Below are 14,396 nucleotides of genomic sequence, written 5' to 3' on the forward strand. Positions count from 1 at the left end.
CCGTGGCTAAAGATGCCGAAATCTACGATCGGGTGAGTCGCGTCGAGGAGATTATCCAGCAGCTCGACGCGGACGAGTGCGACCTCGATGAAGGTACTGCACTCCACGAGGAAGGTGAGGAACTCTTGGCCGAAGTGCGAGAGATCCTCGACGAGGGGAGCGGCGAAGTTGTGGAGCTCGAGTAAGCGAGCTGATTCTCGGTCTTAACCAACAGACTCCCCACCGCACTCGGCAGGTGTTGGTTAAGTCTTTTCTACGAGGGCAACAAGTAATTTGGTTATAATTTACTCAACAAATTTGCAGTTATTGCTGGCCAGAAAGCATTTAGGTATCATCCAGCTACCGCGCCAATATGTACCGGGACTCAGCCGGTGCATACCCATACCCGCATGTATGATCACGAGGTCAGTCACCATCGAGGACATCGATGACCTGTACTTGATGTGGAACGACCACATCAACGCCTCCGCCCTCTATCGCCGCGCCCTCCGCGAGGAAATGGAAGTCCGCGGTGTTGATCCAGATGAACTCCGCGACCTCCTCGAACGGGCCCGCGAGCAGGGCTACACGCTCGAAGAGATCGCAGAGGACACCAACCGATTCGACGACCTCCAGTCGCTCGTCGAAGAGCAGCAAAACCAGCCGACGGCTGGAGACGCCACCGATGATTAACCCGCTATGTCACAGGACCAAACTCCCTCCGACCCTGAGCGTAGCGTCGAAAACCAGTCACCGCTGACCGGGAAGATCCCTCGACAGGCAGCGCTCACCGTCGTCCTCCTGAGCCTGTTCGCTGTCCAGCCGGTCGCCGCCCAGAGTAACGCGGTCTGTAGCGCAGACAACCTCCCGAGCATGATTGAGGGGTTCTTCCAGCTGACCACCGCGCTGGGGATCGTCGGCCTCGCCATCGTCTGGCAGGCAGACTCCCTCATCGAGATGTTCACCCTCAATCCCGAGCAGAAGAAGGGCCTCAAGCGCCACAAACGGTCGGCGATGAAGTCCGCGGTCGTCCTCGTCGTGCTCGGCCCGCTCTATACGGTTGCCGGGTCAATGATGGGCCTCCCGCTGGCGCAGTGCGTCGACCTCGTCCCCTGGTAACCACTCCGCAGTCCCCGTTGTGAGCCCTATGAACCATCGAGAGCTCTCCGTGCTCATGGCCGGCTTGCTCGCGACGAGCCTAGTCACGGGTATCGTCGCCGCTGACCCGCCGCGACCGGGTACGGAGGGGAACGGGCTCACGGAAAACGAGTCGGCGACACTGTGGTCACGTGATGCGGACAACTACATCACGCAAGCGGAGTACCGCCAGCGCTACGGCGAGAACCGCTCCGCTGTCCATCAAGTCGCAAACGGGACGGACATTACGTTCAAACGGCCGCCCGCGACAGCGGCGACGTGGACGCGGAACGACTTCGAGGACCTCGACGCCGGCGGCCCAGATACGTCCGTACATCCACCGCACGCAGACCTCGAGGACGGCGTCTTCATCGAGGATGCTCACGCGACGATCTTCGCGGTCCAGCCCTCTACTCGTGGACACCTCGAGTCCGGTGAAACCCCACTGTACATCGCACCGAATGGGACGATGCGCGGGTTCGTTGATTACCGCGTTCGCGTCCCCAACGGGAGTTCCTCCGGGAACACGACTATCTCGTGGTCGCTCACGGAGCACGAGATCGAAGAAGTCCGGTTGAAGAAGGACGGCGAGACCATCGCCGAGCGTGACGGAGCCCATACGCCAGCCCTCGACTACCAGATCGAGGACGACTGGAGTGCGAATCTCACGCTGGAAGCGGAGATTAGCGTCCGGCTGAAGAAAACCGTCAGGACCGACCTGGGTGACCGAACGGACGTCGACGTCACCTATCGGACGGAAACACGGAACGTCTCCGATTCGATCGCCGTCGAGATCTACGACCTCTCGGCGTACCCCTACTACGCCGAGTATCCGAACGGCGATGCCGGCGTGGCCATCTTCCAGTCGCGGCCGTGGCAGGGGTACACGCTCACGGAGGACGGTGAGGCACGGGTCCGTGGAATCTGGCGGTTCTACACCGCTCGGAACACCAACTGGGACATGCTCGTTCGGTCGAATCGCACGGATAGCGCCACCGTCGAGTCAGACGCGATTCCGGTGTACGTCCACGCCTATCCCTCGCGGATCGGACCGCGTGCCGAGCCGGTTCGAGACGGACCGGAACTCATCGAGACCTGGGGGACTGACCGCCCGTCACCAGTCGGCACCATCGGTGAGAACATCAATATCGACATCGTCAACCAGTCGTACACGACGACGTACGGCGTCGCCGTTCGAGCTGAGAACGTCGATCGAGAGGCGCTGCACGTTGCGGGAATCGTCCGGGGCGTGAATGCGTCAATCGTCGAGCCGGACGCCGGCTCCGAGCGGCAGCTCCGCCGCAGCAATCTTACTGTTGAGGTCATCCATCAGAATCAGTCGCAAGCGACGCTTAGGGTCGAACTGCGGGATAATCAGACCGGCGCGCCGATCGGGCTCGACGATAGCCGTCAGTATCCAATCGGCGGCACCACCCGAAACGGGTACATCACGGTCGCGGATCAGCGCGTTGAGACCAACGCCTCGGGGGTGGCGATCGTGACCATCGACGAACCGGGCATCTACACGGCTCGGTACCATCCGGGCTCGTGGCTCGGTCACGACCCGGCGTACGTGAGTGATACCGCGACGGCCCGGTGGCACCCACTCGGGACGATCGACGGCTGGTTTGCGCTGGTGTTCGAGGTCGGCTGGCAGCTCCTGCCCTTCTTCGTGATGTTCTACGCTGGCAAGCGCCTCCTGCGGATGCTCGGCCCAGAAGACATCTTCGGACAGAAACCATGACTCAGGACAATCCCCACCTCAGTAGACGGACCGCCCTCCGAACAGTTGCCGGCGCCGCTCTCGTGAGCGTGGCCGGCTGTCTGGATGGCAACGGAAGCACCGGTCCTAACGGTAGTTCAAGTCCAGGAGACGGATCTGGTGTGTTCCAGCAGGTGACTGTCGAAGGAACAGAACTCATCGTCCAGTTCGATTCGGACTCGGAGTTCGACCAGATCAACCTCATCCAACCGGACGGCGAACTGTTCGGACAGCGGGAGGTCGCTGCAGGTTCCCAGCAAGTCTCATTTGACCTCGGCACAGCGTACGCTCCTGGCGAGTACGAAATAGTAGCCCTCAGCGGTGAGGAAACAGTCGGTGAAAGCTCGCATTCTGTCCAGCCAAACCTCGGGATCATCGAGATGGGCATCGGTAGAAACCAGCCTGAAGAGATGTGGGATGGACCAGAAAGCGAAATCGAAGAGGAGGCCTTCGTCACCCTCGAAAACCAGGGGACTGGCCCTGATGCGGTTACAAAATTGCTCTTCATTGGTGATGTCCCCTATCCGTCCGACGAAGAGGGGACGAACTATGTCGATGATGAAGACGTAAGCGGGATTTACGACCCGGAGTCCGACTCAGAGATTGAGCAGGTCATTATCGACCCGGGGGAACAAATTACGCTCTATAGTTCACGCTCGCCCTTCGCTTTCGTTCCTGGAGCAGGCACGTCTTGTTCGAAGGAGTCGAAGACTGGCGAGTTTGAACTAATACTTGAGACGCGAGTTGGCGGGGACCGGGTCACCAAAACGTACAGTATCCAGTATTCAGGCTCCCAAGAAACCGATAACTGCGATATTTCCATCAGTGAGGCTTAACCATGGTTGATCTAATCGACGTCGTCCTTGAGGGATTCAAAGAGGTCGTCGATTGGATTGTCGGCCTCTTCATGGACGGCCTGCGTTCCGGCTATGAGACCCTCACCGAGGAGATGTTCGGGACACCAACGCCGGAGACGGATGGTGCATTCGTCTTCGGAGAGCCCAGTAATGCTCCTTGGCCGTCAATTCAGGACGCGCTTGTAGGGGGAGAGATCATGTTGATCTCGCTGCTGCTCCTCGTGATGTGCGTTCAGGGCCGTCACACAATCCGTATATTCAATATTGGAAGTGCATACGAGGCCAGGCGCACCAAGAAAACAGCTTGGGTCGGCGCGTTTCTGATTATCAGCTGGTACTGGGTCAGTATTCTTGGACTCTACATCGTGGACGGGTTCACTATCGCCCTGATGCCGAGTCTGGGTTCGCTGGGCAATGCGATGCTCAACTTGCTCGAAGTCTCAATCACAAACCCTGGGCTTTCACTCGTATTCGCACTGATTGGAGGACTCTCAATGTGGGCTTTGGAGGCACTCTACTACATTCGCGAAGTCTTGCTCTACGTCTACGTGTATGGGATGCCGATTGCGTTCGCGCTGGCCTACGGAAACGTCCCCGTGCTCTCGGATATCGCGATGGGGTTCAGTAAGAAATTCGTCCCGTTAGCGGTCCTGCCTCTACCTGCAGCGGTGGTGTTCAAAGGATACGACTTGCTGTACTCTCAGAACGCCATCGCTCCGAGTAGTCCGTTTTTGCGGTATCTAGTCGCGGCATCGCTCCCGCTGATCGCACTCTACCTAACCTGGAAGACGTTCAAATACGCAACCCCACTGACGGCGAAGGTTCTCGGTGGTGCGACGAAAGGAGCGGCCCTCGTCGGCGGTGTCGCCGCTGGGGCCTACATCGGCGGCGCCGGCGTCGCGACGACCGCGGCCCGGTGGGGACCGAAGGCCGCAGCGGGACACGCTGTGGCGCAGAAAGCGGCAGCCCGGGGCGCGAACAGCGACGAAGACAGCGGGACGCCGTCCTACCGGCGGACCGAGAACGACCCTGGAGGCTACTAACAATCCATGTCCATCGACCAAGACGCAGCCGCACGGCGCATCATGGACCAGTTCGGTGAGGAGAGCCGCATCCCCTACCTCAACATCGAGGAAGGCGACGTCGGCGTCCTGATCGCCTTCCCGATCGTCGGCCTGTTCATCGCCGGCCTCACCGGCATCGAATCACTCGCCCTCCCGTTCGTCGCAGGTGGGTTCGGGTTCGGCGTCGCGATCGTCTACGTCTCGCCCGACCACCTCAACGCGTGGACGTGGACGAAAGACGTCTATCGCTACGTCAAACGCCCCCAGATCACGTTCAGCGCCCCGGAGGACGCCGACAGTAGCACCAACGAGACAGAGCGGAACGAGGGCGGGCTCGCGAACTACACACCGTTCAAGCCCGACGAGCGGACGCAGGACCTCACGAACATCGAACGGGCGTGGCCGGGGGCCGGCGCGATCCAGCGCGCCGACGGCACGATGGAGGCGTTCATCGAGATCGATCCCGGAAACATGGACTTCGCGATGTCCGACGACTGGGCACAGCTCCAAGACGCCGGCGAGGAGTTCGCCAACAAGGAACTGGACTCGAAACTCAAACTCCACGCCACGACCCGCTCGTTCCCGGTCGAACAGATCACCGAGAACATCGAAGACCGCCTAAACGACGAGGACGTCAAAGAGAACCCCATCTTCCGGGAACTCCTTGAAGAGTATCGGGAGACGCGACCGAAGGAGATGCGCGAACGGGGCATCCAGCAGATGCGGTACTACATCGGCGTCCAAGTTACCCCGCTGGAGGTCTATGACCGCTTCCGAGACGAGGGGACACCGGCCGAGAAGCTGACGCAGTTCCCCGTCATCGGGTTCCTGTTCAACCCGTTTGTAACCCGCCGCGAGGACCTCACCGACGTCGAGCGCCGCGCACAGATGTTCGAAAAACTCGATAGCCGAGTCAACGACGTGCGGTCGGAGTTCATCCAGCAGGCGTCGGGCTGGTCCGCACGCCGGCTCAGCACGGTCGAGCTCTTCGTGTTGAATATGGACTTCTGGAACGGCCGCGAACACGAGTACGACGACGCAGAGAGCGTCGTTCGCGAACAACCCATCATCGGCCACTCGCGCCGGGAGGATGACCACGATGCGTAACCTCGTCCTCCAGACGGGCAGCGGAGCCGTCGGCCAGCTCACAGAGTGGGTCACGAATCCGACCTCAGCTGAAGGTGCGGCTCTCTACATCCTGCTCGCGGTACTAGTCGGGATCGGCGGGAAACTCCTCTGGGACTGGTACACCGAAGACGACGAGGAAGAGGTCGAGTTCTCGGATCTCCTCGACGAGGAGACCATCGAACAGGGCGCGGCCGAACGCCAACTTCTCGACGACATCGCCGAGTCACACAAAACGGTGACCGCGCCGGCGGCGATTGAGTGGGAAACGCGCGCGGCACGGGTCGGCGAGCAGTGGACGACGACGCTGTACATCGCTGACTACCCCGACTACCCCAACGACGGCTACCTCTCCGAGCTCTTCGAGATGACGGACGTGCAGTTCGATTTGACGGCCCACATCACGCCGAAGAACCAGGAGCGGGCGCGGAACGAACTGCAGGATATCGCTGACGACCTTCAGGTGGACGCTGACCTCGAACAGAGCGTGCGGAGTGCCTACCTACAGGAACGCGCCAACGAGGCCGCAGCGACGTACAAGGCCGTCGAGAACGGCGCGAACGTCTTCGACCAAGGGATGTTCATCACGGTCAGAGCCGACGAGAAGGAGGAACTCCGCGACGCCGTCCAGAAGGTCAAGAGCGCGCTCCGCGACGACCCGGCGAACCTCACGCCGAAGACGGCGATCTGCCGGCAGGATCTCGCCCTTCAGTCCGCCGCACCCATCGGTGACAACGAATTCGGTCGTACGTCAATCGCGCTCGGCGGCGCCGTCGGCGCGCTGCTGTCCTCGCCGCACAACGCGACGATCCTCGAGGAGGGCGGCGTCGAGTTCGGGATTCACAAAGACAACCAGAGCCCGGTCGTCATCGACCCGTTCGCGCGGGACAACGGGTACGCGATGTTCACCGTCGGCGACACCGGCTCCGGGAAGTCGTTCAGTTCGAAACAGAACTTCATCCGGTCGATCGAGCAGAGCAAGGACCGTATCGGCATCATCCTCGAGCCGTTGAACAACTGGGCGGGGGTCGCCGAAGCGCTCGATGCCAAACGCATCACGGTCGGCGGGACGCTGGGACTGAACCCCTTGGAGATTCGGGAGACGCCCGAGCACGTCCAGCGGGCGATGGGCGAGGACGCGAGCCCGTTCAACGAGAAGCTCGACGACGCGATGAGCTTCCTCACCAACTTCTTCGCGCTGCGGGGCATCTCGCTGGGTGACCGCCGGACGACGCTCGAACTCGGGCTCAAGCGAGCGTACAAGCGCAACGGCATCACCGACGACATCTCGACGCACGACAACCCGAGTCCGACGATCCAGGATATGATGGACGTCTTCGAAGAGATGGTCAACGACCCCGAGGAATTCGTCGTCCGGTCCGACGAGGAGGCGGGGAAGATCAAAGAGGACGCGACGTGGCTCCTCGACCAGCTCCGCCCCTTCGAGGACGACGGTCGGCACGCCAACCTCGGCCAGGAGTCCGACTTCGATATCCGCGACGAGAAGGTCATCTACCTCGACCTCGCCCAGCAGGAGGGCAGCGTCGACAGCAGCACGGCGCTGACGATGCAGCTACTCATCTCGCTGGTGTACGAGCGGGCGAAAGTCTCGGAGAAGGAGGTCGTGTTCTACATCGACGAGGCGCGCTACATCATGCAGGACGCCGCGAGCCTGGCGTTCCTCGAGACGGTGTTCCGCCACCACCGGCATCACGACCTCTCGATTCGACTGGTCACGCAGACCGTCGACGAGTTCTTCGAGCACGCCGAGAGCGAGGCCATTCTGGACCAGTGTGCGGTCAAGCAGTTCCACCGCCTCGACGGGATGGACGAGGAGTGGGCCGACGAGTTCGGCCTGAACTACGCACAGATGCGGTTCGTCCAAGATGCCGTGCCGGGCAACGAGGACGCCGGCTTCTCCGAGGCACTCGTGGGCGTCGACGGCGAGTGGCGCGGCATCCAGGTCAAAGCGATGCCCAAGGAGAAGCAGGTCATCGACTTCGACCCGACCTCACAGGTCCGATCCTCACTGCCCGGCGCCGGCGACGAAGCCGTCGATACCGAGATGGAGGAGTTCCAGGAAGAGCTCGAGCATCGAGCAACGAACGGAACGAACGAAACGAGCGAACTGAACGAGGAATCAGACGCCGTCGAAGCTGAGCCAGACGGCGGGTCAACGGAGGAGACCAACGATGGCTGAGTACTTGCGCGTCACGCCGACATCCGAGCGACTTGACCCGGAGAGCATCTCCCGCGTCCTCGACAGTCTCCACAAGCTGACCACGCCCGGCTCGTCGGGCCTCGGGGCGAAGCTGAACCCGCTCCACAGTGAGACACCACCCCGATTCGAGTTCCTCGCAATCAGTGATGGACCCGACGACCCGGTGGAGTTCTTCTACGGGGCCGACGCCCACCTCGATACGGTTGAGAAACGCCTCCGCTCCATCTATCCGGCCACGTTCGACATCGAGCGCGTCGACGTCGACGTCGCCGCTCGTCTCATTCAGCCAGTCGAGTTCACACCGCAGGAATTCGTCGACCACTACGAGGCCGGGCGGCTGCAGTACGAGTTTGACCCGGCAGAACAGTACGATATCGACGAGGAATCAGTGGATTCCGAGGCAGCCGAAGCAGACCCCGTTGTCGACGGCGGTACGGCAACCACGAGCGTCCCCGATCATCACGTGACTGTTGGGGGCACAGCCCTGGAACTAGCGCCGCCCGATGCACTTCCAGACGACGAGGAAGAGCGACGGGCCATCGAGAAGCCGACGATGACACCGACGGGAACGATTCTGGCTCGCCCGGCACAAGACGCTGTCTCGCCGCTCGGTGTCCGGTGGTGTGGCGCCGCGTCGCGGAAGCAGGACTGGATGACCTCGCTGACGCCGTTCACGGCGGAGGAAACGAACGGCGACCTCTCGTCCGTCGACGAACCGGGCGCGGCGCTGGCGTCGCTGATCGATCACCTGATGGAGGCAACAGCGCCGACCGCGTTCCAAGTCGTCTTCCAACGGCGTGCTAGCTGGCAGTCCGACGCGGAGGTACGGAAAGAGGACCTCGTCGATGGCCGCGACACGTTCTTCCAGGAGGTCGTCGGGTCGTTACTCGAGGTCGAGGAGCAGCGGAGCGACCAGGACGACCGGCAGCTCAGCGAGGCCGTCGAGAAGCGGATCGAGTACATCGATGCGAAGAACGCTAAACGGTCGTTCACGGTCAACATCCGGGCCGTCGGCGTCCCCACCGACGACACCCGCGACGACCTCGATGCCCGGATGGACTCGCTCCTCCCCGTGTTCGACCCGCTTGATGGACCGTTCTACGAGGTCGAGGGGCAACGCCTCCGGGACAGCGGCTTCCGTGAGAAAACGAAGGAGAAGAAGGCACGGGCCGCTCTCCAGCGCCTCCTCAATCGCGAGTTGACGACGGGACGCGGGAAGACCCGCCCCGAGCTGGTCCTCAGCGGGACGGAGCTCGCGAACTTCGTCCTCGTCCCCTCTTCCGAACAGTTGACCGTCGAAGGGACGCGGGGAACGAGGGCCGAACAGCAGAGTCGGAATCCGCTCCCGTGGCCCAATCCGGATCTGATCCAGCAGTTCCAGGACGGGATGGCCATCGGCTACGCGCTCGACGAAAACGGTGAGCCACGGCCGGACCCCATCCGGATCCCACCGGACCTGCTGCCGACGCATTACGGCCGGTTCGCGTCGACTGGTGGCGGGAAGTCGAAGGCCATCATCAACGACGCGCTCTCGCTCCGTGAGACGACTGGTGGCCCCGTCGTCCTCGTCGACCCGAAGGGGGACGGGATGTGTGAGAACTACCTGCGCTGCCACTACGAGCGGTTCAGTGGCCTCGACGACGTCTACCACTTCCGCGTCCCGGAGACAATCCCCGCGTTCTCCTTCTTCGACATCCGACCTGCGCTCGAGGCGGGTCGCAACCGAGAGGACGCGATTCAGGATAAGGTCGACCACTTCCACGACATCCTCCGGATGATTATGGGCCGCGAGCAGTACGGGCAGGCGTTCGTCGCGAACGAGATCCTCAGCTACCTGATTAAGGCGCTGTTCGACGAGGAGTACGGGAGCGACGTGTTCGGCTTGGACGACCTCTTCGCCGCCGCGCTCCGGATGCAGCGCGACCAGACGATTCCCCCGGTCTCAGCGGATAACCAGAACATCGAGGAATCGCTGACGCGCCACTTCGCGAAGGACAACCACCAGTTCCAGGTGTCGATGGACGCCGTCGGGAACCGCCTCGACAAGCTCAAAGAGGACGCGCATCTCCGGCGGATCTTCAGCCACGTCCCCGAGCAGAATGACGCCGGCGAGTACGTCGACAACCGGTTCGACTTCCGCGAGTTCCTCGATGAAGACGCCACCATCATCTTCGACCTCGGCGACCTGCGGCCGGAGGCCCAGCGAGCGATCACCCTACTACTGTTGAGCAATCTCTGGGACGCCGTCCAGGTGCGCCGGCGCGACGGCCAGACCGACTACGAGAAGCTCACGAACCTCATCATCGAGGAGGCGGCACCGGTCGCGTCGACGAAGCTCGTCTCCGAACAGCTCCTGCCGCAGGGCCGGTCGTTCGGCCTGAGTATGGGACTCGTGATGCAGTTCCCCGAACAGGTGCGGAATCGGAACGAGCGGGCCTATGACGAGGTGCTGAACAACATCAAGACGAAGCTCATCGGCAACATCTCGATCGAGCGCGACCTCGCGGAGTCGCTTGCCCACGAGGACCTCAGCCCGACCGAACTCCGCAACCGAATCAACACGCTCCCAAGTGGCGAGTGGATCGCCCAACTCCCGAGTCCGTCGTTCGGAGAGACTGGGCCGCCGCCGTTTTCGCTGAAGCCGCTGCCGATTGCGCCGGGGCATCCAGAAAGCGACCAGCCGCTCACAGAGCCCCAGGAAGACCATTTCGAGTCCGTGTCCCGGCCACGGATGGTCGAGCGGACACAGGCCCAGTACGGGCTGACAGAGCCGACTGAGTCGACCACTTCCCCAGAGGAGACTGGCTGGGGGAGTTCGGGGGGTGAGACGACGGGCTCGGCTGCCGACGGCGATGCAGCGACCGACCCGACGCAATCCGCGTTCATCAGCGAATCGACGACCGAGGACGCATCGACGTCGACCACCCAGCCCGAGACGGACAGCGACCCAGATGCAGACGAGTCAGCGATGAGCCCCCTGTTCGGGCAGGCCACCGAGACGGACGAGGAGTCAGCTGGTGACCAAACAGCGGAGCCGGAGAACGGGGCAACGCCCGTCCAGGAAAGCAGCGTACCCGTTCCCGATGACGAACTCCAACAACGCGGGCTCAGCCGAGACGACGTCCGATTCCTGAATCGGGTCCTCGACGTGATGAACCGAGAGGACGACGAGTACACGCTACTGGACAGGATGAGCCAGCTTCGGGACGAATTCGACGACCTCCATGTGGAGCGGCTCACGGAGCAGGGCCTCCTGGAAGCGGACTCCGCGGCGGGGCGCAAGTACTACACCGTCCTCCCGGACGGTCGAGACCTCCTCGGGAGAGAATTGAAGGCGGGGCCAGGAGCGGGCGATCTCGGCGAGAAAACGCCACACAAGGTGGGCGTCCGGCTCCTCGAGCTCTGGCTCCAGCAGCGGGATAACGTCGTTCGCGTGGAACCGTACTACGAAACCGACGACGGCACCGTACTGGACGTGGCCGGCTTCGACGCGGACGGCGATCTCGTCTGGGCCGGCGAAGCAGAGCTCGCGAGTAACAACCGGCACGCCCCGGTCGAGGATTACGACAAACTCAGCGCGGTGGACGCGGACGCGATCTGGGCCTTCAACAATCGCGAGACGGCGCTCGACGTCCTGGAGAGCCTTGCCGACGCGGAGCGGATCGGCGAGCGGGTCAGCGGCCGGGCGGCACGGTCGTTCGCGACCATCAGAGACGCCGTCGAAGACCTCGATGCTGCGGGACTTACCACTGTACGGGGCTTCAAAAATCTCGATCAAGAACTCAACCAATGACCTGGCGACAGGCGACCCGCGAGGAGATTTACGCCTACTACGCCGAAGAATTCCCCCGCTATCTGGATGACCTGCCCGAATTCATCACGGCGACCGGCCCGAAACAGTACGCCGTCGCCTTCCGCGAGTCCCACCCGGTTCGCAAAGACGAGGTGCCGGACAAGGACTTCATCCGGCGGGATACGTGGCAAACAGATGCGTCGGGCGACCGAACAACGCCCGAGTTCGACGACTTCGAGGACGTCGTTGAGTTCATTCGGCATCCAGCTCGCAACGACCCGCTGGGGCGGAGCGAGTTCGCGCTTGCTGATCCGGAGGTGCTGGAGCAACCGGACCCACGTCCCGACGCCGTCTACTACGCGCTGGATCACTGGGAACGACCCTGGGTCCTCCTCGTCGATATCGACGCCAAAGAGATCGCCCGAGACCGAGCGGACGAGATGGTGTCGGCGGCCGTCGATGATCAGGACAACGATGCGCTCCTCGACGCTGCGGGTATCCTCGACACCGCTCCCGAGGGGTATCCGTACGCCTTCGAAGACGTCGACCGCGCCATCGAGTACGGGTTCGAGGTGCGCGACATCTTTGAGGACGATTTCGACGCCGAGGAGACGATGGTCGTCTACAGCGGGCAGGGGGTCCACGTCTACCTGCTGGATTCCGACCCGGCGCACCGTTACGACGAGCAGAGTCGCGAGGTGTTGAACGACCTCCTTCTCGAGACGTACGACATCCCGATCGACCCCGTCGTGACGGCCGACCGCCGACGTGTCGCTCGCCTGCCTTACTCGCTGCACGCCGACGTCTGTAGCATCGTTCAACCAATCGAGAGCCCGGCGTTCGACGTTCGGTCGGCGACACCCGAGGTGATCGACGAATGAGTCCGAGTACGCCCACCGACGACGAAGACATGGCGTATCGAGTTGCGGCACTCCCGCTGGAGTACGGTGAGACCCGGATCAACCAGCTGTTTACGCGTGGTTACAATCGATACGTCGTCGACGGCGAGGACCAACCCGAGGACCTCGTGAACGACGTCGAGCGGTTCGGGACGGCGGCGTTCAAAGAGCAGGTTCGTGCCGACGCCGCCGAAGAGCCGTTCGTCGACGAGCCGGGGACGCTCTCTGTGCTCGCGACGCTGAGTGCGATCTGTGTGAAAGAGCACCCGAAGTTCGAGCACGCGTCGCCCCGGAACATCCAGGTGCTCTACGACATCCGAGAGCTGTACGTCAACAATCTCGCCTCCCTCATCCGCGCCCACGGCGATGGGTCGCTCCAACAGGACATCGCCGACGTGCTGTACAGCAAGGAGCCCGGTGAAGATGGCCCGCACCCGGGCCGGGTCTGTACGGGCATCACGGAGATGCCGGAGTTCGGGGATGGCCTCTACCTCGAAATCCCGATGGCGGCGGCGTCACGCAAATGTCTCGTTCGGGAGGACGAGTCGTCGACAGGGAATGACGATGGCGGGGAGATACTGACGCGAGTGAAGGACAACAATCTGTACGTCCCGGTCGGTGATTTCGACAGCAAGTATCGGGACTACGCTGAGCGGGCGTTCAAGAAGCTCCTGCGGGTGCAAGAAGACGGGCTCTCCGACGACCAGCTATCGTGGCTGACCACGAACGAGTCGGCAATTACGGAGCGGATCGACCGCTTCCTCGAGACCGGCCATCACGAGCGCATCTGGCGGAACTGGGACCGTGGGGAACGGACGATTCGCGTCCTCCGGCGGGCTCTTAGTGATGCGCCCGACGACGTGGCGCAAAAGGGTGAGTTCCACACGGCGAAGGAGCTCTATCGAGCGGTTACGGCGTACGACGCCGAGGACGAGTGGGAATCCTCTGTAACGGACTGGATATCGAGTCCGAGCAGTCTCGCGAAGACGCTGGCTGACCACGAGTCCCACTCGGCTGTCACCATCGACCGCGACGGGCGCGTCAATACGTACCGAATCGGGCGAGCCGGAACCGGCGCCGAACAGATCGAAGTGCGAGAGATCGAGGACCTCTTTGAACTCCCCTGTATGGCGAATATGGAGGAGCGGCTACACGAGAAGAAGCCTGTTCGAAAGGATCTCTACAACTTCGCGCGGATGGTGATGTGGCTCCCGCAGTACCAGGACAGCAGCCTTGACGAGATCGTCGCGGACCTCAAGGACGTCTTCTCCCGGTGGCCGTGGTACGACGAGCAGGAGACCGAGTACCAGGTTCGCTACGAATTCTCGAACACGATCGACGGCGACACGCCGTTGCCGATGAACTGCGATAACGACGATCTACAGCGCTACTGTATCGGCCAGGACCAGTGTCCCTACTCGATCTGGGGCAGCCTCCCGTTCCCGGACGAGATGTACGAGCAGGTTGAGGAGGAGTCCGCCGGCCCCACTGAGCAATTCTGATTCAGAGAGTGGGGTATGGCAGCAGTCTATCGTTGGCTTCGCACCGGTATAGTCCTA

Annotated in this window: 11 protein-coding genes; all 11 read left to right on the plus strand. The window is 62.3% G+C overall.

The features are described from left to right. The first annotated feature begins 2 nt into the window (after window positions 1–2). Complete coding sequence (xseB, locus tag ACY9XZ_RS19635; RefSeq protein ID WP_463458680.1) at window positions 3–185, plus strand: exodeoxyribonuclease VII small subunit; 183 nt, start codon at window positions 3–5, stop codon at window positions 183–185. 208 nt (window positions 186–393) lie between these two features. Next, the gene (locus ACY9XZ_RS19640) at window positions 394–672 is read left to right on the plus strand and encodes a hypothetical protein (RefSeq protein ID WP_008364407.1); all 279 of its coding nucleotides are present in this window, start codon (window positions 394–396) and stop codon (window positions 670–672) included. Window positions 673–678: 6 nt separating this feature from the next. Further along, window positions 679–1,098 carry a hypothetical protein gene (locus tag ACY9XZ_RS19645; protein ID WP_008364408.1) on the plus strand — a complete coding sequence of 140 codons (420 nt, stop codon included), beginning with the start codon at window positions 679–681 and terminating at the stop codon, window positions 1,096–1,098. A 28-nt stretch (window positions 1,099–1,126) separates the two neighbouring features. After that, complete coding sequence (locus tag ACY9XZ_RS19650) at window positions 1,127–2,860, plus strand: hypothetical protein (RefSeq protein WP_463458681.1); 1,734 nt, start codon at window positions 1,127–1,129, stop codon at window positions 2,858–2,860. Beyond that, on the plus strand, window positions 2,857–3,714 hold the full coding sequence (locus tag ACY9XZ_RS19655) for a hypothetical protein (RefSeq protein WP_463458682.1): 858 nt from the start codon (window positions 2,857–2,859) through the stop codon (window positions 3,712–3,714). Before ACY9XZ_RS19650 ends, ACY9XZ_RS19655 begins: the two co-directional genes overlap by 4 nt. A gap of 2 nt (window positions 3,715–3,716) precedes the next feature. Continuing rightward, complete coding sequence (locus ACY9XZ_RS19660) at window positions 3,717–4,778, plus strand: hypothetical protein (RefSeq protein WP_463458683.1); 1,062 nt, start codon at window positions 3,717–3,719, stop codon at window positions 4,776–4,778. A gap of 6 nt (window positions 4,779–4,784) precedes the next feature. After that, on the plus strand, window positions 4,785–5,906 hold the full coding sequence (locus ACY9XZ_RS19665) for a hypothetical protein (protein WP_463458684.1): 1,122 nt from the start codon (window positions 4,785–4,787) through the stop codon (window positions 5,904–5,906). Further along, a complete protein-coding gene (locus ACY9XZ_RS19670; protein ID WP_463458685.1) occupies window positions 5,890–8,124 on the plus strand; it encodes a VirB4 family type IV secretion system protein in 2,235 nt (744 codons plus the stop codon). Before ACY9XZ_RS19665 ends, ACY9XZ_RS19670 begins: the two co-directional genes overlap by 17 nt. Continuing rightward, window positions 8,117–11,938 (plus strand): ATP-binding protein, encoded by a 3,822-nt coding sequence (locus ACY9XZ_RS19675; RefSeq protein WP_463458686.1) that lies wholly within the window; start codon window positions 8,117–8,119, stop codon window positions 11,936–11,938. Before ACY9XZ_RS19670 ends, ACY9XZ_RS19675 begins: the two co-directional genes overlap by 8 nt. After that, entirely contained in the window at window positions 11,935–12,819 is an 885-nt protein-coding gene (locus ACY9XZ_RS19680; RefSeq protein WP_463458687.1) for a bifunctional DNA primase/polymerase, read from the plus strand. The genes ACY9XZ_RS19675 and ACY9XZ_RS19680 overlap by 4 nt, the downstream gene beginning before the upstream one ends. After that, window positions 12,816–14,339, plus strand: a complete 1,524-nt coding sequence (locus ACY9XZ_RS19685) for a primase-associated protein (protein WP_463458688.1) — start codon at window positions 12,816–12,818, stop codon at window positions 14,337–14,339. The genes ACY9XZ_RS19680 and ACY9XZ_RS19685 overlap by 4 nt, the downstream gene beginning before the upstream one ends. The last annotated feature ends 57 nt before the right edge of the window (window positions 14,340–14,396 follow it).

The organism is Haloarcula sp. HT12 (assembly GCF_055271655.1).